Origin of the sequence: Microbacterium sp. UCD-TDU (assembly GCF_000340625.1) — a bacterium.
Lineage (GTDB): Bacteria > Actinomycetota > Actinomycetes > Actinomycetales > Microbacteriaceae > Microbacterium > Microbacterium maritypicum.
Window position 1 is genome coordinate 547,680 of sequence record NZ_AOSO01000005.1, and the last position, 17,783, is coordinate 565,462.

Consider the following 17,783-nt stretch of genomic DNA (forward strand, 5'->3'; position numbering starts at 1 on the left):
CCCCGCCCCTCACAGGCGCGGTTCGAACCCGAACACGCGGCCGAGGAACCTCAGCTCCCGCTCGAGGGCGTCGACGATCGTCTCCGCGCTGCGGAAGCCGTGCCCCTCGGCGGGGTACAGCACGTATTCGTGGTCGATGCCGCGGGTCGCGAGCGCGTCGCGGATCGCTTCTGACTGCGACGGCGGAACCACGCGGTCCTCGCCACCCTGCAGGAGCAGCACGGGCACATCGATGCGCTCGGTGTGGGTGAGCGGGGAACGCTCGATGTACAGATGCTCGTACTCGGGGAGCGGTCCGACCAGGCCGTCGATGTACGACGCCTCGAAGTCATGCGTCTCCGCCACCAGCATGCGCAGGTCGGCCACGCCGTAGCGGCTGATCCCGGCGGCGAAGGCGCCACCGCGGACCAGCGCCGACAGCACGGTCCAGCCGCCTGCCGAACCGCCGCGGATCGCGATGCGGGCAGGGTCGGCGAGTCCGGCGTCGGCGAGTCCGCGGGCGGCCGCGATCACGTCGTCGACGTCGACCACGCCCCACTGGCCGTCGAGTCGCTCGCGGTAGGCGCGGCCGTAGCCGGTGGATCCGCCGTAGTTCACGTCGAGCACGCCGATGCCGCGGCTCGTGTAGAAGGCGATCGCCGCTGACGCCGCGCCGGTGACGTGCGCCGTCGGTCCGCCGTGCACCAGCACGACGTAGGGTGCGCGCTCAGCGTCGGGCGCCGACGTATCGGGGTTGGCCGGAGGATAGGCGAATGCGTGCACCGCGCCGCGGGGACCCTCGATCTCGATCGGGATGGACGCGGGCATCCACTGCGGATCGACCGGCTCGCCGCCGCGTACGGCGATGACCTCGCCGGATTCGACGTCGACGCACCACAGGCCCGCCGTCGCCCGAGAGCCGTTGCCCGAGAGGAGCGCCTTGGTGCCGTCGACGGCATCGATGCTCACGTGACCGTCACCGGGGAAGTCGATCACGCTCACGCCGCCGTCGGCATCGATCACGACGACCTCGTCGCGGCCGTTCGTGCGGACGGCGACGATGCGGCCGTCGTCGAGCGGCTGGTACCAGCGGTTGCCGAGCACCCAGAGCCCGTAGCCGGTGTCGGCATCGACAGGAGCGCCAGCAGGCGCGAACGGTCGCGCCGGCCCGGTGGGAGTCACCCCGTCGAGTGTGATGCGCTGCAGAGCCCAGCGACCGTCGGGATCGTCGGCGAAGATCAGTTCCGCGTCGCTGAGCCACTCGGGCTGCAGAGCCGCCCGCGAGGGGATCGTGTGCGGCGTGCCGCCGGCGACCTCTGCGACCTGCACGTGCGCGTCCTCCCACGGCATCCGTCCCCGCTCCCAGCCGACCCATGCCGCGCGGGTCCCGTCGGGAGAGAGGGCAGGGTGGGCGAAGAAGCCGTCTCCCTCCGCGATCACCCTGATCGCGGACGGGTCTTCGGCGGCGGATCCATCGAGCGGGATCTCGATGATCGAGCGGAGGTGCGGCGTGGTCGAGAGGTCTTCGCGCACGGCCAGCAGGCGGCCGTTCTGCACGCGCAGGCCTCCGTGCGAGGGACCGGGGGCGGTGAGGGCGACGGGGTCGGCTCCGACGCTCAGACGGTGCACCCGCTGGTCTCCTGCGTCGACGAAGAACAGCGTGCCGTGCTCATCCGCCGTCCAGGCGCCTCCGCCGTACTCGTGCACGCGAGACCGCGCGCTCCAGGGGGTGGGGAGGATCTCGGAGCCGGAGGAGCTCCGCACCGTAACGCGTCCCTTCTCGGCAGGTACCGACTCACCCCACCAGATCTCCGCACCGACGAAGCGGGCTCCGTCGATGCGCGGAGAGGAGGCCGCGACGGAGGCCGCGGAGAAGGGGGAGGTCCAGGAACCGTAGGGGGACGACGACATGATTCGAGCCTAGGCGTCGAAGGTGGACGCCCGTGCGTCAGGACGGGAGCATCGCGGTCTTGACCCGTCGCCCGAAGACACGAAGCCCCTCCCGGCACCCGGGAGGGGCTTCATCGTGCCGTCTCGTCTCAGACGGCGCGCAGTACTGCCACGATCTTGCCGAGGATCACGGACTCATCACCGAGGATGGGCTCGAACGCGGAGTTGCGGGGGAGCAGCCAGGTGTGGCCGTCGCGGCGACGCAGCACCTTGACGGTGGCCTCGCCGTCGAGCATCGCCGCCACGATCTCGCCGTTCTCGGCGCTGTTCTGGGAGCGGACGACGACCCAGTCGCCGTCGCAGATGGCGGCATCGATCATCGACTCGCCGGAGACCTTGAGCATGAAGAGGTCGCCCTTGCCCACCAGCTGGCGGGGGAGGGGGAAGATCTCCTCGACCTGCTGGTCGGCGGTGATCGGCACGCCGGCTGCGATGCGCCCGACGAGGGGGACGAGCGCGGCGTCTCCGACCGGGGTCGCCACGTCGGCGGGGCTCTCGGTGCTGGTGCCAGGCAGATCGATGAGCACTTCCATGGCTCTCGTCTTCCCGGGGTCGCGGCGCAGATAGCCGCTGAGCTCGAGCTGCCCCAGCTGGTGGGTGACGCTGGAGAGGGACTTGAGGCCGACGGCGTCGCCGATCTCGCGCATGCTCGGCGGGTAGCCGTGGTGCGCGATCGAGTTCTGGATGACCTCGAGGATCGCCATCTGCTTCGGGCTGAGGCTCTTCCGGCGGCGCGTGCGCGGTGCCTCCGACTCGGGGGCAGAGTTCTCGCTCATGGTGCTCCTTCAGTGCGTGATCCGACGTCCCTCTTCGAATGTCGGAGGCCCGTGGTGGGGTGTCCTTATCGAAACCGTATCCGAGAATCGGGCCGATCTGGAAGATCTGTTCGAGCGTGTCGGCCTAATCGTCGGTGGGGTTTCGAAGAATACTTGACAGATGTTCGAACTCGAAGATATCTTCGGTACGTAGCTTCGCATTCACGGCTCCCGGCCGAGGCGGGAATGCGAACGCTACGCCAACTTCCCCGGTGGCCTCACGGTTCCGGGACAGGCTAAGGAGCACCACATGAGCAGCATCAGCTTCAGCACCGCAGCAGTCATTCCGGCGTCGACCCGTCCTTCGACGCGACTCCGGCTGACGACGCGTGGCCGCGCCGTGCTGCTGGCCTTCGCCTCTGTTCCGCTCGCGGTCGGCATCGCGTTCGCCGCGCTCAGCGGTGGCAGTGCGATCGCCTCGGGTGCAGACACTGCAGCCGTCAGCGTCGAGACCGTCACGGTCATGCCGGGCGACACGCTCTGGTCGATCGCGACCGGCGTCGCCCCCGACGCCGACCCGCGCGACGTGATCGGTGAGATCAGCCGGATGAACCTGCTGCGTGGTGGCGAGCTCCAGATCGGTCAGACACTGGCCATCCCGGCCCAGTACGTGAACTGATCCCCGCCGCGGCGTCGCTGCAGCAACTTTGCGTCACCGACTTGGGGCGCCGCTTAACATGGGAAGGGTGACCCTCTCCCTCAACGATCTCCCGCTACGTGATGATCTTCGCGGACTGACGCCGTACGGCGCTCCGCAGGCGCCCCTTCCGATCGCGCTCAACGTGAACGAGAACACGCATCCGATCCCGGATGAGGTGGCCAGCGACATCCTCGACGACATCGCCGTGGCGATCCGCGACGTCAACCGCTACCCCGACCGGGAGTTCAGCACCCTTCGTGAGTCGTTCGCCGCGTATCTGGGCCACGGGCTCACCCCCGAACAGATCTGGGCGGGCAACGGGTCCAACGAAGTGCTCCAGCACATCCTCCAGGCGTTCGGCGGGCCGGGGCGCACCGCGTTCGGCTTCGCGCCCACGTACTCGATGTACCCGCTGATCGCCCAGGGGACGGGGGCGCGGTGGATCGCCGGCACCAGGCAGCCCGACTACACGATCACGCCGGAGGAGGCCGCCGAGCAGGTGCGGGCCGCCGACCCCGACGTGGTGATCCTCTGCTCGCCCAACAACCCCACCGGCACGCCGCTGGGGCTCGACGTCATCGAAGCCGTCTACGACGCAGCGCGGGGCATCGTGATCGTCGACGAGGCCTACCAGGAGTTCGCTCCCCGCGACGCGGTGTCCGCATTGACGCTGCTCGAAGGGCGTCCGCGGCTCGCCGTCTCGCGCACGATGAGCAAGGCGTTCGCGTTCGCGGGCGCTCGCGTCGGCTATCTCGCGGCGGATCCGGCATTCATCGACGCGCTGCGGCTGGTGCGTCTGCCGTATCACCTGAGCGCCCTCACCCAGGCAGCGGCCATCGCGGCACTGCGCAACGCCGACGTGATGCTCGGGATGGTCGAGGAGATCGTCGAGCAGCGCGACAGGATCACGGCGACCCTCGAGGCGCTCGGCTATCAGCCGCACGAGACGTGGTCGAACTTCGTGCTGTTCGGCGGAGTCGCCGACCCGAAGGCGACGTGGCAGCAGCTCTACGACCGCGGCGTGCTCGTGCGCGACGTCGGCATCCCCGGCCACCTGAGAGTGAGTGCTGGAACCGAGGCGGAGACCACCGCGTTCCTCGACGCTCTGGCCTCGATAGGATCGGCTTCATGAGCACCACCGCACTGACCCTGCGCACAGCGAGCCGCGTGCGCAGCACGTCGGAGTCCACCGTCGAGCTCGAGCTGAATCTCGACGGCACCGGTGCGAGCCGCATCGACACGTCGGTGCCGTTCTTCGACCACATGCTCACGGCGTTCGCAAAGCACTCGCTCACCGATCTGACCGTGCGCGCGTCCGGCGACACGCACATCGACGCGCACCACACCGTCGAAGACGTCTCGATCGTGCTCGGCCAGGCGATTCTCGAGGCACTCGGCGACAAGTCCGGCATCTCCCGCTACGGTGACGCGCTCGTTCCGCTCGACGAGGCGCTCGCTCAGGCCGTCGTCGACATCTCCGGTCGCCCCTACCTCGTGCACACGGGTGAGCCTGCGGGGTTCGAGCACCACCTCATCGGCGGGCACTTCACCGGTTCGCTCGTGCGTCACGCGTTCGAGGCCATCACGTTCAACGCGGCTCTGACGGTGCACGTGCGCGTGCTCGGCGGACGCGACCCTCATCACATCGCCGAGGCGGAGTTCAAGGCGTTCGCCCGTGCGTTCCGTCAGGCCAAGGCGCTGGACCCTCTCGTCGACGGCGTCCCCTCCACCAAGGGTGCGCTGTGAGCACAGCACCTCGCATCGCGGTCTTCGACTACGAGTCGGGCAACGTCCATTCGGCGGTCAAGGCGCTCGTGGCAGCGGGGGCGGATGCCGTGCTGACACGCGACCGCGCCACCGCTCTCGAGGCCGAAGGTCTCGTCGTGCCCGGCGTCGGAGCGTTCCAGGCCGTGCGTGATGCCCTGCGCGCCCATGGCGGAGACGAGATCATCGATCGGCGTCTGGCCGGCGGTCGCCCCGTGCTCGGGATCTGCGTCGGGATGCAGGTGCTGTTCGAACACGGCGTCGAGCGCGGCCACGACACCGAGGGCCTCGGCGAATGGCCGGGGGCCGTCACCCAGCTCAACGCACCGGTGCTTCCGCACATGGGCTGGAACACGGTCGAGCCGGGTGCCGACAGCGTGCTGTTCCGAGGCATCGAGCAGGAGCGCTTCTACTTCGTGCACTCCTACGCCGCGCAGTCCTGGGAGCTCGACGTCATCCCGCCGTTCCCCGAGCCCGTCCTCACCTGGACGACCTACGGGGATCCGTTCCTCGCCGCCGTCGAGAACGGCCCGCTCTCGGCGACGCAGTTCCACCCGGAGAAGTCCGGCGAGGCCGGCATCCAGCTGCTGCGCAACTGGGTCCAGAGCCTCTGACGACGCCGGCAGGCGTCATCCGTTTTGTTCCCCGCCGTCCGGCGGACTACCCTCGGTTCTCGTGCCCGCACCGGGCCGAAGAGCTTCCCGATCCAAGGACCCCATGAACGACTTCGCGCAGTCCCCCTCGCTCACGCTCCTTCCCGCGGTCGATGTCGCCGGGGGCAAGGCCGTCCGCCTGACCCAGGGCGAGGCCGGCACCGAGACCAGCTACGGCGACCCGTTGGATGCAGCGGGGGAGTGGGCCGCGCAGGGTGCGAAGTGGATCCACCTCGTCGACCTCGACGCCGCGTTCGGCCGCGGCAGCAATGCGCCGATCCTGCGCAAGGTCATCAAGCAGTTCAAGGGCGTGAACATCGAGCTCTCGGGCGGTATCCGCGACGACGCGACGCTGGAGGCGGCTCTGGAGAGCGGCGCTACCCGGATCAACCTGGGCACGGCGGCGCTGGAGAACCCGGAGTGGGCTGCCGACGTGATCGGTCGTTACGGCGAGGCGATCGCGGTCGGCCTCGATGTGCGTGGCACGACTCTCGCCGCCCGCGGATGGACCAAGGAGGGCGGCGACCTCTGGGAGGTGCTCGAGCGCCTCGAGGACGCCGGCTGCAGCCGGTACGTCGTCACCGACGTCACGAAGGACGGCACGCTCCGCGGCCCGAACCTCGAACTGCTGCGTGAGGTCACCTCGCGCACCCCGAAGCCGGTCGTCGCGTCCGGGGGGATCTCGAGCCTCGACGACATCGCCGCGCTTCGTGAGCTCGTGCCGCTGGGCGTCGAGGGAGCGATCGTCGGCAAGGCACTCTACGCCGGCGCGTTCACGCTGGCTGAGGCACTGGATGTCGCAGGAGACTGACGCGCACGCCTGCGGGCCCGAGTCGCACAACCACGGCGATTCCGCCGGCGTCCCCTGGGAGGGGCGCAGCTTCGAGTCGAATCCGCACGCGGGGGACGACGGCTCCGCAGACCCCGCTCTCCTGGCCGCGATCCTTCGCTTCCGCGCGGGGGAGGGCAGCCAGGCTGAGGTGGTCGACGCCTTCCGAGGCGCGCGGGTGCTGGTGCCGCTCGTCGCGGAGAAGGGCGACGAGGGCGTCGCGCCGAACGGACTCACCGTCGACAAGACGCAGGAGCTGTCCATCGTGACGGTGGCGGCTCCCGACGGACGCCGCGTGCAGCCGGTCTTCTCCTCCGTCCAGGCCATGCAGGCCTGGGATCCGACCGCGCGCCCGATTCCGGTCGAGGCGGTCCGCGCCGCGTTGGCGGCCTCCGCGGAGGACACCGACCTGATCGTGCTCGACCCGACCTCCGAGACGGAGTTTGTCATCCGGCGCCCCGCGGTGTGGGCGATCGCTCAAGAGCACCGCTGGGAGCCGAGTTTCCTCTCCGCCGAGGTGTTCACCGCGCTCCAGGAGAGCGTGGCGCACGAACTGGCCGTGATCGACGTGGCGGTGGCCTCGGGCGATCCCGACGCACGGCTCCGGGGCCCCGAGCTGATCGTGGTCCTCGAGCTCGTCGACGGTCTGGAGCGTGAGGTGCTCGACGCCGTTCTCTCTCGCCTCGCTCAGCGCTGGGCGTCCGACGACCGCATCGCCGTGCTCGCGGATTCGCTCACGGTCAAGCTCCGCCGCAGCGCCTGACCGCTTTCGCTACGATCGGAACATGTCCCGCGGTCTGATGCGAGTCCTCGCCGTGGTCGTGCTCCTGTGTGGCGCCGCGACCGGCACCACGGGCTGCTTCACCGCGTGCCCGGCCATCGGCTACGTCAACGGGGCGGTCGTCGACGTGAGCGCATTCCCCGCGGTCGCGGCCGTCCAGTTCTGCGTGGACGCGGAGTGCTCACCGGCGCCGGGGGAGGACGAGACGTCCTCGACCAACATGTTCGCCACGTCCCGTCAGGACGACGGGACGTGGAGCCTCACGTTCGACATGTCCGCGCCGGACGACGTCGACATCCGTCTCTTCGACGCGCAGGGCGCCGTCATCCACGAGTCCGAAGAGGCGATCGCCTGGACCCACACCGGAGGCGCCTGCCCCGGCCCCTCCACCGCGGAACCCCTGATCCTGCAGCCCTGATTAGTTGACCGGACCGGTCCACTTCTCGCCCGGTCCCTTGCCGATCGGGTCGGGAATCGTCGATGCCTCGCGGAAGGCGAGCTGCAGGGAACGAAGACCGTCACGCAGCGAGCGGGCGTGCATGTCACTGATCTCGGGAGCGCCGGCGGTGATGAGGCCGGCGAGAGCGTTGATGAGCTTGCGCGCCTCGTCGAGGTCGATCTGCGCCGCGGCGTCGGGATCGTCGGCGAGTCCGAGCTTGACGGCTGCGGCGCTCATGAGGTGCACGGCGGCGGTGGTGATCACCTCGACAGCGGGTACATCGGCGATGTCTCGGGTGGCCGACGATGCGGCCTCCTCCTGACGTGCCCAGCGCTCTTCGCGCTCACGTGCAGCCTCGTCCGGTGCCTGGTTCGTCACTTCGCCTTGCTTTCTGTTAGACTTTGGCGGGCTCCGGAGCGTCATGCTCCGGGTCGAAAGAGGATTCACTTCCCACCCGCGCTTGCCGTTCAAGGCTACCGGGTCTTGCACTCCACCGGCTCCGTTCGCAAGACGGACCCGGCAGGTAGGGTGCTGAGCCGGCGTCTGAATGCCGGTGGGCGGGGACGATTCCGATTTCGCCCGTGATGCAGACAGCATCGCGGTGGCCGAATCACATCGTCTAAGGAGTTCCGCATCAGCGATCCCCGTACCAATGAGCGCATCCGCGTCCCCGAGGTCCGCCTCGTCGGCCCCGCGGGTGAGCAGATCGGCGTTGTCCGCATCGAGGCCGCGCTGCGCCTCGCGCAGGAAGCCGATCTCGACCTCGTCGAGGTCGCCCCCAACTCGAAGCCGCCCGTCGTCAAGATCATGGACTACGGCAAGTTCAAGTACGAGGCCGCCCAGAAGGAAAAGGAAGCTCGCCGCAACCAGGCGAACACGATCCTCAAGGAAGTCCGTTTCCGTCTGAAGATCGAGGCGCACGACTACACGACCAAGCTCAAGCGCGCCGAGGGCTTCCTCAAGGCCGGCGACAAGGTCAAGGCCATGATCCTGTTCCGCGGTCGCGAGCAGTCGCGTCCCGAGCAGGGCGTCCGCCTCCTGCGCAAGTTCGCCGAAGACGTCGCCGAGTTCGGCACCGTCGAGTCGAACCCGACCATCGACGGTCGCAACATGGTGATGGTCGTGGCTCCGCTCAAGAGCAAGTCCGAGGCGAAGCAGGAGCAGAACGCCGTGCGCGATGCTCAGCGTGCCGACAAGAAGCAGGCGGCGCGCGACGCGAAGAGCGAGTCGCCCGCGGCCGCTGCTCCGGCGGAGTGATCCCCGCCCCCAGAACTCCCGCACCGCGGGTTGACACCGTCGCCTGAGAAGGCGCCATACGAAGGAAGAGAAGATGCCGAAGCAGAAGACCCACTCGGGTGCTAAGAAGCGCTTCAAGATCACCGGCAGCGGAAAGCTGAAGAAGCAGCAGGCCGGGATGCGCCACAACCTCGAGCACAAGTCGAGCCGTCGCACCCGTCGTCTGAACCAGGACCAGGTGCTGTCGAAGGCTGACACCAAGGTCGCGAAGAAGCTTCTCGGTCGCTGACGCGCACCGAACGCACGAATAGGAACACAGGAAAATGGCAAGAGTCAAGCGGGCAGTAAACGCCCACAAGAAGCGCCGGGTCATCCTCGAGCGCGCCTCCGGTTACCGCGGACAGCGTTCGCGCCTGTACCGGAAGGCCAAAGAGCAGGTCATCCACTCGCTGGTCTACTCGTACCGTGACCGTCGCAAGCGCAAGGGCGACTTCCGCCGTCTGTGGATCCAGCGCATCAACGCTGCGGCCCGCCAGAACGGCATGACGTACAACCGCTTCATCCAGGGCCTCGGCCTCGCGGGTGTCACCGTCGACCGTCGCATGCTCGCCGACCTCGCGGTCAACGACGCGGCGACCTTCACGACGCTGGTCGAGACGGCGAAGAAGGCTCTGCCCTCCGACGTCAACGCACCGAAGTCGGCTGCGTAAGCATCTCTTCACACAGGGCGCTCTCCTTCGGGAGAGCGCCCTGTGGCGTTCGTGGGCCCGGAACCGGCGGATGCGCGGGTGACGACCACGTCGACGAGGGCCGCCACGACGACCGCGCCCGCGTACACCGCGAGGTCGCGGACATCGAAACCCGAACCGAGGACGAGACGGATCGGCGGGAACAGCGCTGCCCACTCGCGGGGAAGCCCGGTGAGCTGGAGCAGTTCGACGGCGGCGCAGAACACGAAGGCCACGACCGCGATCGCGGGACGAGGGCGGCGTGGGGCGAGGAACGCGACGAGCAGGTAGATGAGCACGGCATACAGGGCATCGCCCACGATGTCGCCGATCATCCCGCTCACACCGCGGTGAACGACGAGACCGATCCCGACCGTGGCGGCGGCGACGACGGCGAGGGTGATCCGTCGGCGGGTGCTGTTCACCGTGGGGCTGTCGCTCATCTCGGCACCCTATCCCGGTGGTGCGGGAACCAGCCGCACGTTCTCTAGACTGTGATCGTGCTGGAGAACCCCCGTTCGCCCCGAGTCCGAGCCGTCGCGAAGCTGACAAAGCGCAGCGCGCGAACCGAGACGGGCCTGTTCCTTCTGGAAGGTCCGCAGTCCGTCCGCGAGGCGCTCACCTACCGTCCCGAGGCGATCGTCGAGCTGTTCGCGACGCCGAACGGCTGGGAGAGGCACCCCGACATCCGTGCGAAGGCCGCCGAGGCCGAGATCGATGTCGAGTACGTGACCGAGTACGTCCTCAACGCGATGGCCGACACCGTCACCCCGCAGGGGCTGGTCGCGGTGGTGCAGCAGACACCGACCTCCGTGCGCGACATCTTCGACTCCGCGCCTCGGCTGGTGGCCATCTGCGAGGAGGTGCGGGACCCGGGGAACCTCGGCACGATCATCCGAGCTGCCGACGCCGCGGGTGCGGATGCCGTCGTTCTCACCGGCCGCACGGTCGATCCGTACAACCCGAAGGTCGTGCGCGCCACGACGGGATCGCTCTTCCACCTGCCGGTGTCGGTCGGGGGAGACCTGGCCGATGTCGTCACGCGCGCCCATGCCGCAGGCCTGCGTATCCTCGCAGCCGATGTGAAGGGCGACGATCTGCTGAAGGCACGTGCCGAAGGCGTGCTCGAAGAGCCAACCGCATGGCTCTTCGGCAACGAGGCGCGCGGGCTCGAAGACGAGGCGCTCGCGCTCGCGGACCAGGTGCTCAAGCTGCCCATCTTCGGCCGTGCCGAATCCCTCAACCTGGCGACGGCCGCCAGCGTGTGCCTCTACGAGAGCGCCTTCGCACAGCGGGCGACGTCCGCCGGCTGAGTTCTCGGCCCCGAAGGAAGCAGGAGACGGAGTCGATGAGGATTCTGATCGTCGAGGACGACGACCGCGTCGCCGGCGCGCTCGAGGCGTTCCTCGCTCGGTCGGGATACGCCACCGTGCGCGCGGCGGACGGAGCTGCAGCTCTTGACCTGCTGGGTGCGGACACCGAGGTCGTCCTGCTCGATCTCGGGCTTCCCGACATCGACGGTGTCGACCTGTGCCGCCGCATCCGTGGACGCTCGGAGGTGCCGATCGTGATCGTGACCGCGCGCAATCAGGTCGCCGAGCGCATCAAGGGGCTGCGGGCCGGAGCCGACGATTTCGTGGTCAAGCCCTATGACGTGCACGAGCTCCTGGCCCGGATCGAGGCCGTGACCAGAAGATCACGACCGATGCGACCCGAGGCCGATGCCCGTGTGCTGCTGCATGACGGTGATGTGGAGATCGACCTCGTCGCACGGCAGGTCCTCGTGGACGGCACACCGATCGACCTCACGCGCAAGGAGTTCGACATCGTCGCGGTCCTCGCCCGATACCCGGGGGTGGCGGTGCCGAAGGAGCGCCTGATCCGCGAGGTGTGGAACACCGACTGGCGGGGGTTCGGGCACTCCCTCGAGGTGCACGTCGGCGCGATCAGGAAGAAGACCGGAGTCCGCGGGATCATCGAGACCGTGCGTGGGGTCGGATATCGGCTTGCGGGGTCGTGACGCATGCGGCGCCGTTTGATCATCGTCTTCCTCATACCGCTCGTCGCCATCCTGGCCGCGCTCGGCGGGGCCGCGGGATGGAGTGCCGCACACAGCGTGCAGCAGGCGTTCTACACGCAGCAGCTCGGCGACCTCGGTTACTTCGCCACGAGCGCGCGTCAGGCTCTGCGATCCGGCAGCGCTGCGGTGATCGACGCCGAGGTGATGCGCTTCCGTGAGGTCTACGGAATCGAGGTCACCGTCTTCGATCTCGGCGGCAGCGTGTGGGCCGCAGGCGAACAGGATCCGGCGGTCCTTCCTGAGGAAGACGCCGAGAGGGTCAGGCTGGCCCTTTCCGGGCGACGGGCCGAGCAGCCGACGGTCGCGTTCCCCTGGACCGTCACGGATGCGGCGCTGGCCGAGCCGGTGTTCGACGACGGGGACGTGATCGGCGCCGTGCTGGTCACCGGCGACGTGGAGGCGCCACGAGCCGCGATCCTGCAGCAGTTCCTCCTCATCTCCGCGATCGCGCTGGTGCTCATCGCCCTCGGAGTGCTCCTCGTGTTCCGCCTCGCTCGATGGGTGCTGTCGCCGGTGCGCCGGCTCGATGAGGCGATGGTCGCCATCGAGCGGGGGGAGATGGATGCGCGTGTCGCGGCGGATGACGGTCCGCCGGAGCTGCGCCGCATGGCTCAGGTGTTCAACGGGATGGCCGACGAGATCGAACGGGTGATGACGCGCCAGCAGGAGTTCGCCCTCAACGCCTCTCATGAGCTGCGCAACCCCCTGAACGCTCTCCTCCTGCGCGTGGAGCATCTGGCGACCGGACTCGGGACGCAGTGGCAGCACGACGTCGAGGAGACGCGGGAGGAGGGGCGACGGATGACGCGCATCCTCGAGACGCTGCTCGGCCTCGCGCGCGGCGGACGCGGGGATTCGGCCATCTCCGCTGTCGACCTCGCGACCCTCGCCGCCCGGCGCCTCGACGCGTGGCGCGACGTCGCCGCCCAGCGTGGAGTCGGCGTGCGCGCCACGGGGGACTCGTCGGTGATGAGCGTGACCGATCGGACGATCGTGGAGAGTGCGCTGGATGCCGTGATCGACAACGCCGTGAAGTTCTCCCCCGAGGGGGCGCAGATCGAGATCGGTGCGCAACGCGAAGGCCGGCTCTGCCGGATCACCGTCCGCGATCACGGTCCCGGTCTGACCGAGGAGGAGGCGGCAGCGGCGACAGACCGGTTCTGGCGCAGCGCCGAGAGCGGCGACACTCCCGGGTCCGGGCTCGGCCTCGCCATCGCGAGCGACCTGCTCGCGACGGTCGGCGGGGAACTCTCCGTGTCCTCGGCGGAGGGCGGCGGGCTCGCCGTCGCGCTCGTGCTCCATGACGGGACGACGCCGTGAGGGTCCTCATGCGGCGCCTCGCCGCCGGAGCGCTCGCGATCACGCTCCTGGCGGTGCTGACCGCGTGCAATCCTCGCGCGAGCGAGTGGACGGATGGGGAGTACTCGATCGCCAGCGGCGGGTCCACCGGCGTCTACTACGACTACGGGAGTCACCTGGCCGAGGAGTTGTCCGCATCGCTGGACATCACGATGGGTGCACAGGAGACGGCGGGATCCGTCGACAATCTGCTGCGGGTCAGCTCGGGGGAGGCACTGATCGGTTTCGCGCAGGGGGATGCTGCGGCCGATGCGGTAGCCGGCACCGGCGCGTTCGACGCGCCGTTGGAGGTACAGGCCCTCGCTCGGCTCTACGACGAATACGTGCAGGTCGTGGTGCGCGGGGACTCCGAGATCGACGACGTCGGCGATCTGGCCGGACGCACGATCTCGCTCGGCGCGGAGAACTCGGGGGTGAACGTGATCGCCGCCCGCGTGCTGGATGCGGCCGGCGTCGATCTCGGGTCTGTCCGCAACCCCCAGCTCGACCTCAGCGAGTCGATCGGGGCGATGGAGCGCGGGGAGATCGACGGATTCTTCTGGGTGGGTGGATTGCCCACCCCTGGAGTGGCGGAGCTCTCCGAGAGGTCGCCGGTTCGCCTGCTCCCGATCGAGCAGGAGTGGGTCAACGAGGTGAACGAGCGGTACTCGCACGCCTACCGTCCGGCAGACGTCCCGGCCGGGACCTACGGCCTCGTGGATTCGGCGCCGACGATGGCGGTGCCCAACTATCTCGTCACGGCAGCCGCGACCCCTGACGCCGTCGTGCGCGACGTGCTCGCCGGGCTGTTCGACGCGCGTCTGCGTATCGCGGGGGAGGTGCCCACCGCGGCGTTGCTGGACCGTCGTTCGGCGATCTTCACCGGTCCCGTCCCTCTGCACCCCGGGGCCGTGGACTACTACCGGGACCTGCGCGGCTGACTGCTCAAGAAATCCTCAAGAAGTCTGACACCGGGGCCCACCCTCTGTCATTGTGAGGTCGATCGCGAACGATCGTCGCCTGCTGCTCAACTGTCTTTGGGGTGCTGCAGCAGGACGATTCCGCGGCCCGTGGGGGCGGGCCGCGGGGTACCCATGCACAGCTGCATTGGTGCCGCGATCAGGTGATTACGAACGTGTAAATCTCACCGAGGCGCCTGGAGACCCGCGTCCGACGTGGCTAGTTTGGAGAAATGATGACCTCTGATACCCCGCTCGTCGTGGTCGAGAACGTCCAGAAGCACTACGGCGATTTCCAGGCGCTCACCGACATCGACCTGACCGTCAACTCGGGGGAGGTCGTGGTCGTGATCGGCCCGTCCGGCTCCGGCAAGTCGACGCTCTGCCGCACGATCAATCGTCTCGAGACGATCACGAGCGGCAGCATCAGCATCGATGGCAAGGAGCTCCCGGCCGAGGGCAAGGGTCTGGCGCATCTGCGTGCGGACGTCGGCATGGTCTTCCAGTCCTTCAACCTCTTCGCCCACCTCACGATCCTCGAGAACGTGACACTCGGACCGATCAAGGTCCGCGGCATCAAGAAGGCCGATGCCGAGAAGGAGGCGATGATGCTGCTCGAGCGCGTCGGCGTCGCGCAGCAGGCGAACAAGCTCCCCGCCCAGCTCTCCGGCGGCCAGCAGCAGCGCGTGGCGATCGCCCGCGCTCTCGCGATGCAGCCCAAGGTGATGCTGTTCGACGAGCCCACCAGCGCCCTCGACCCCGAGATGATCAACGAGGTCCTCGACGTCATGGTCGAGCTGGCGCACGACGGAATGACGATGATCGTCGTCACCCACGAGATGGGCTTCGCCCGCAAGGCCGCCGACCGCGTGGTCTTCATGGCCGACGGACGGATCGTGGAGGAGGCGACTCCCGAGGAGTTCTTCACGCATCCGAAGAGCGATCGCGCCAAGGACTTCCTCTCGAAGCTCCTCACGCACTGACGTCCACGCACCGACCACACAGACCCTGCACACACAGCACACGAAGGAGACGCACATGCGACGCACACGGACACTGGCAGGTATCGGAATCGCAGCGGCCGCGCTGCTGGCGCTCACCGCCTGCAACAGCGGTACGCCGTCCAGCACAGGAGCTCCGGAGGGCGGCGACGAGGGCGAGGCCTCCAGCAGCACCCCGTGGACCGTCCTGACCGACGTCAGCATCGACGGCAGCCCGACGTTCGACCGGATCGAGTCGTCCGGCACGATCAAGGTCGGCGTCAAGGAGGACCAGCCGGGCCTCGGCTACCTCGACCCGGTGACGGGCGACCGCACCGGATTCGACGTCGACATCGCCCGCTGGATGGCGGCATCGCTCGGCGTCGACCCGGAGAAGATCGAGTTCCAGGCGATCGCCTCCGCGAACCGCGAGCAGGCCATCGTGAACGGCGACATCGACTACTACGTCGGCACCTACTCGATCACCGACAAGCGCAAGGAGCAGATCTCCTTCGCCGGTCCCTACTTCGTCACCGGTCAGGGCCTCCTCGTCGGCGCCGACAGCGACATCAAGAGCGTCGACGACCTGAGTGCCGAGACGACGGTCTGCTCGGCGACCGGATCGACGCCGATCCAGAACATCAAGACGAACTACCCCGACGTGCCCACCAAGGAGTACGACACGTACTCGAAGTGCGTCGAGGACCTGAAGAACGGCCAGGTCGACGCCGTCACGACCGACGAGGCGATCCTCATCGGCTACGCGGCCCAGGACCCGGACAAGCTGAAGGTCGTCGGGGAGCCGTTCAGCGAGGAGCGCTACGGCATCGGACTCGCCAAGGGCGACGACGCGCTGGTCGAGTACTTCAACACGCAGCTGACCGACGGCGGGAAGATCTGGCAGCAGATCTTCGACAACAACCTGGGTGCCTCGGGCGTCAAGGCGACGCAGCCCGAGGTCGACCCGGTCGGTTGATCTCAGCGGGGCGGTCGACAGGTTCGACCGCCCCGCTCATCGGCAGGGAACATCCGAGAACTCGAATCGACAGGAGCAGCTGTGGGAGTCATCACCGACCACCTCGACCTCTGGGGAGAGGCACTGTGGGGAACCATCGTGCTGTTCCTGGGCGGTGGCATCATCGCTCTGGTCCTCGGACTCATCGTCGGGGCCGCACGGGTGTCGCCGGTTCCGATCGCCCGCGCCGTCGGCGGCATCTATGTGAACTGGATCCGCAACACGCCGCTCACCCTGGTCATGTTCTTCTTTGCATTCTGCCTCCCCATCCTGCTGGGGGAGCGGGTGAACCCCTTGCCTCTGGCGGTCGCCGCGCTCGGAATCTACACCGCGACCTACGTCGCTGAAGCGCTGCGTGCCGGCATCAACACCGTGCCGGTCGGCCAGGCCGAGGCGGCACGAGCGATCGGCCTGAACTTCGGACAGGTCATGCGCTATGTGGTGCTGCCGCAGGCGACGCGCTCCGTCGTCCCGCCCATGATGAGCGTGCTCATCGCTCTCATGAAGAACACCACGGTGGCGGCGGGGTTCTCCGTCGCCAACCTCGGCACCATCCGTGCCGCGCTCAGCGAGCGCGGGGAGAATGCTCTGGCCGTGCTGCTCTGTGTCATGCTCGTCTTCGTGGTCCTGGTGCTGCTGCTCGCCTGGGTGCAGCGCGTTCTCGAGAACAAGTGGAGGATCGCGCGATGAGTTCCGTTCTTTTCGACGTCCCCGGCCCCCGTGCCGTCGCCCGCAACCGCCTCATCGGAGCCGCAACGGTCCTCGTCGTCCTCGCCGTGCTCGGCTGGGTCGTGTGGAGACTCTTCGCCACGGGACAGTTCTCTGCGGAGAAGTGGAACATCTTCACGTTCTCCGCCGTCTGGGTCCGGTTCGGCGAGGGATTGGTGGCCACGCTGGCCGCATTCGCGGTCGCCGGTGTCGGATCCATCGCCCTCGGCTTCCTGCTCGGCATCGGGCGCCTGTCGGAGCACGCCTGGGTGCGCGAGCCCGTCCGGTGGATCATCGAGGTGCTGCGAGCGGTTCCCGTGCTCATCCTGATGATGCTGCTGTACTACGGCCTCCCCGTGATCGGTGTGAAGATGCCGCCGTACTGGGCGGTCGTGATCGCCCTCATCGTCTACAACGGCTCCGTGCTCGCCGAGGTGCTGCGTGCCGGCATCGAGTCGCTGCCCCGTGGGCAGAAGGAAGCCGGCTACGCGATCGGACTGCGAAAGACCGGGGTGATGTACTTCATCCTGATCCCGCAGGCCGTGCGGGCCATGATGCCGGTGATCATCGCGCAGCTCGTCGTCGCGCTGAAGGACACCGCGCTCGGATTCATCATCACGTACCAGGAGCTCCTCTACGTCATCAACCAGATCGGCAACCAGGCGCCCTACGGGTCGCCGCTGATCCCCGCGGCGATCGTCGGCGGATCGATGTACGTGGCCGTGTGTCTGCTGCTGTCCTACATCGCCTACCGCCTGCAGCGCCGGGCCAAGCGCTCGCCGAAGGCCGGGCCGGCGGTGCCGGATCCCCGCCAGCACGGCGGCGAGACGAACACCTCGCTCATCGTCCTGCAGGGAGACGGGTCCGAGAAGACGCGTTGATCCGCCAA

The 17,783-nt window shown here is 68.3% G+C and carries 22 protein-coding genes; 18 read left to right on the forward strand and 4 right to left on the reverse strand.

Annotated elements, in window-relative coordinates; translation table 11 throughout:
• Positions 1–9 precede the first annotated feature (9 nt).
• Both D514_RS22595 and lexA read right to left on the reverse strand, forming a co-directional pair.
• Positions 10–1,890, reverse strand: a complete 1,881-nt coding sequence (locus tag D514_RS22595) for a prolyl oligopeptidase family serine peptidase (RefSeq protein ID WP_017828553.1) — start codon at positions 1,888–1,890, stop codon at positions 10–12.
• A 128-nt stretch (positions 1,891–2,018) separates the two neighbouring features.
• Positions 2,019–2,705 (reverse strand): transcriptional repressor LexA, encoded by a 687-nt coding sequence (gene lexA / locus D514_RS22600; RefSeq protein ID WP_017828554.1) that lies wholly within the window; start codon positions 2,703–2,705, stop codon positions 2,019–2,021.
• 289 nt (positions 2,706–2,994) lie between these two features.
• Between lexA and D514_RS22605 the strand changes: the two genes are divergently transcribed.
• The 7 genes from D514_RS22605 to D514_RS22635 all read left to right on the forward strand — a co-directional run bounded on the left by D514_RS22605 (position 2,995) and on the right by D514_RS22635 (position 7,829).
• Positions 2,995–3,363, forward strand: a complete 369-nt coding sequence (locus tag D514_RS22605) for a LysM peptidoglycan-binding domain-containing protein (protein ID WP_017828555.1) — start codon at positions 2,995–2,997, stop codon at positions 3,361–3,363.
• 67 nt (positions 3,364–3,430) lie between these two features.
• Complete coding sequence (locus D514_RS22610; RefSeq protein WP_017828556.1) at positions 3,431–4,516, forward strand: histidinol-phosphate transaminase; 1,086 nt, start codon at positions 3,431–3,433, stop codon at positions 4,514–4,516.
• Positions 4,513–5,130 (forward strand): imidazoleglycerol-phosphate dehydratase HisB, encoded by a 618-nt coding sequence (hisB, locus tag D514_RS22615; RefSeq protein ID WP_017828557.1) that lies wholly within the window; start codon positions 4,513–4,515, stop codon positions 5,128–5,130. Before D514_RS22610 ends, hisB begins: the two co-directional genes overlap by 4 nt.
• Positions 5,127–5,762 carry an imidazole glycerol phosphate synthase subunit HisH gene (hisH, locus tag D514_RS22620; protein ID WP_017828558.1) on the forward strand — a complete coding sequence of 212 codons (636 nt, stop codon included), beginning with the start codon at positions 5,127–5,129 and terminating at the stop codon, positions 5,760–5,762. The genes hisB and hisH overlap by 4 nt, the downstream gene beginning before the upstream one ends.
• A gap of 103 nt (positions 5,763–5,865) precedes the next feature.
• The gene (priA, locus tag D514_RS22625; RefSeq protein WP_017828559.1) at positions 5,866–6,612 is read left to right on the forward strand and encodes a bifunctional 1-(5-phosphoribosyl)-5-((5-phosphoribosylamino)methylideneamino)imidazole-4-carboxamide isomerase/phosphoribosylanthranilate isomerase PriA; all 747 of its coding nucleotides are present in this window, start codon (positions 5,866–5,868) and stop codon (positions 6,610–6,612) included.
• Positions 6,596–7,393 carry an SseB family protein gene (locus D514_RS22630; protein ID WP_017828560.1) on the forward strand — a complete coding sequence of 266 codons (798 nt, stop codon included), beginning with the start codon at positions 6,596–6,598 and terminating at the stop codon, positions 7,391–7,393. The genes priA and D514_RS22630 overlap by 17 nt, the downstream gene beginning before the upstream one ends.
• 22 nt (positions 7,394–7,415) lie before the next feature.
• Entirely contained in the window at positions 7,416–7,829 is a 414-nt protein-coding gene (locus D514_RS22635; RefSeq protein ID WP_017828561.1) for a hypothetical protein, read from the forward strand.
• Here the strand turns inward: D514_RS22635 and D514_RS22640 are convergent, their stop codons facing one another.
• Entirely contained in the window at positions 7,830–8,228 is a 399-nt protein-coding gene (locus tag D514_RS22640) for a DUF1844 domain-containing protein (RefSeq protein ID WP_017828562.1), read from the reverse strand. It abuts the gene before it with no gap.
• Between the two features lie 231 nt (positions 8,229–8,459).
• Here D514_RS22640 and infC point away from each other — a divergent pair, with 231 nt between their 5' ends.
• From infC to rplT, 3 genes are all read left to right on the forward strand, one after another.
• Positions 8,460–9,107, forward strand: a complete 648-nt coding sequence (infC, locus tag D514_RS22645) for a translation initiation factor IF-3 (RefSeq protein WP_081603836.1) — start codon at positions 8,460–8,462, stop codon at positions 9,105–9,107.
• Positions 9,108–9,180: 73 nt separating this feature from the next.
• Entirely contained in the window at positions 9,181–9,375 is a 195-nt protein-coding gene (gene rpmI / locus D514_RS22650; RefSeq protein WP_017828564.1) for a 50S ribosomal protein L35, read from the forward strand.
• A 34-nt stretch (positions 9,376–9,409) separates the two neighbouring features.
• A complete protein-coding gene (rplT, locus tag D514_RS22655; protein ID WP_017202428.1) occupies positions 9,410–9,796 on the forward strand; it encodes a 50S ribosomal protein L20 in 387 nt (128 codons plus the stop codon).
• An 8-nt stretch (positions 9,797–9,804) separates the two neighbouring features.
• On the opposite strand, the gene D514_RS22660 is transcribed toward rplT, so the two are convergent.
• Complete coding sequence (locus tag D514_RS22660; RefSeq protein ID WP_017828565.1) at positions 9,805–10,257, reverse strand: DUF2809 domain-containing protein; 453 nt, start codon at positions 10,255–10,257, stop codon at positions 9,805–9,807.
• Between the two features lie 57 nt (positions 10,258–10,314).
• Between D514_RS22660 and D514_RS22665 the strand changes: the two genes are divergently transcribed.
• The 8 genes from D514_RS22665 (at position 10,315) to D514_RS22700 (ending at position 17,775) form a co-directional block, all read left to right on the forward strand.
• The gene (locus D514_RS22665) at positions 10,315–11,127 is read left to right on the forward strand and encodes an RNA methyltransferase (protein ID WP_031205441.1); all 813 of its coding nucleotides are present in this window, start codon (positions 10,315–10,317) and stop codon (positions 11,125–11,127) included.
• 35 nt (positions 11,128–11,162) lie between these two features.
• Complete coding sequence (locus D514_RS22670; RefSeq protein ID WP_017828567.1) at positions 11,163–11,834, forward strand: response regulator transcription factor; 672 nt, start codon at positions 11,163–11,165, stop codon at positions 11,832–11,834.
• Between the two features lie 3 nt (positions 11,835–11,837).
• Positions 11,838–13,214, forward strand: coding sequence for a HAMP domain-containing sensor histidine kinase (locus tag D514_RS22675; protein ID WP_017828568.1), 1,377 nt, complete (start codon positions 11,838–11,840; stop codon positions 13,212–13,214).
• Positions 13,215–13,222: 8 nt separating this feature from the next.
• Positions 13,223–14,173 carry a TAXI family TRAP transporter solute-binding subunit gene (locus D514_RS22680; RefSeq protein WP_017828569.1) on the forward strand — a complete coding sequence of 317 codons (951 nt, stop codon included), beginning with the start codon at positions 13,223–13,225 and terminating at the stop codon, positions 14,171–14,173.
• Between the two features lie 254 nt (positions 14,174–14,427).
• A complete protein-coding gene (locus D514_RS22685; protein ID WP_031205443.1) occupies positions 14,428–15,174 on the forward strand; it encodes an amino acid ABC transporter ATP-binding protein in 747 nt (248 codons plus the stop codon).
• Positions 15,175–15,229: 55 nt separating this feature from the next.
• Positions 15,230–16,147 (forward strand): glutamate ABC transporter substrate-binding protein, encoded by a 918-nt coding sequence (locus D514_RS22690; RefSeq protein WP_017828571.1) that lies wholly within the window; start codon positions 15,230–15,232, stop codon positions 16,145–16,147.
• Between the two features lie 81 nt (positions 16,148–16,228).
• Positions 16,229–16,876 (forward strand): amino acid ABC transporter permease, encoded by a 648-nt coding sequence (locus tag D514_RS22695; protein WP_017828572.1) that lies wholly within the window; start codon positions 16,229–16,231, stop codon positions 16,874–16,876.
• Positions 16,873–17,775 (forward strand): amino acid ABC transporter permease, encoded by a 903-nt coding sequence (locus tag D514_RS22700; protein WP_017828573.1) that lies wholly within the window; start codon positions 16,873–16,875, stop codon positions 17,773–17,775. The genes D514_RS22695 and D514_RS22700 overlap by 4 nt, the downstream gene beginning before the upstream one ends.
• The last annotated feature ends 8 nt before the right edge of the window (positions 17,776–17,783 follow it).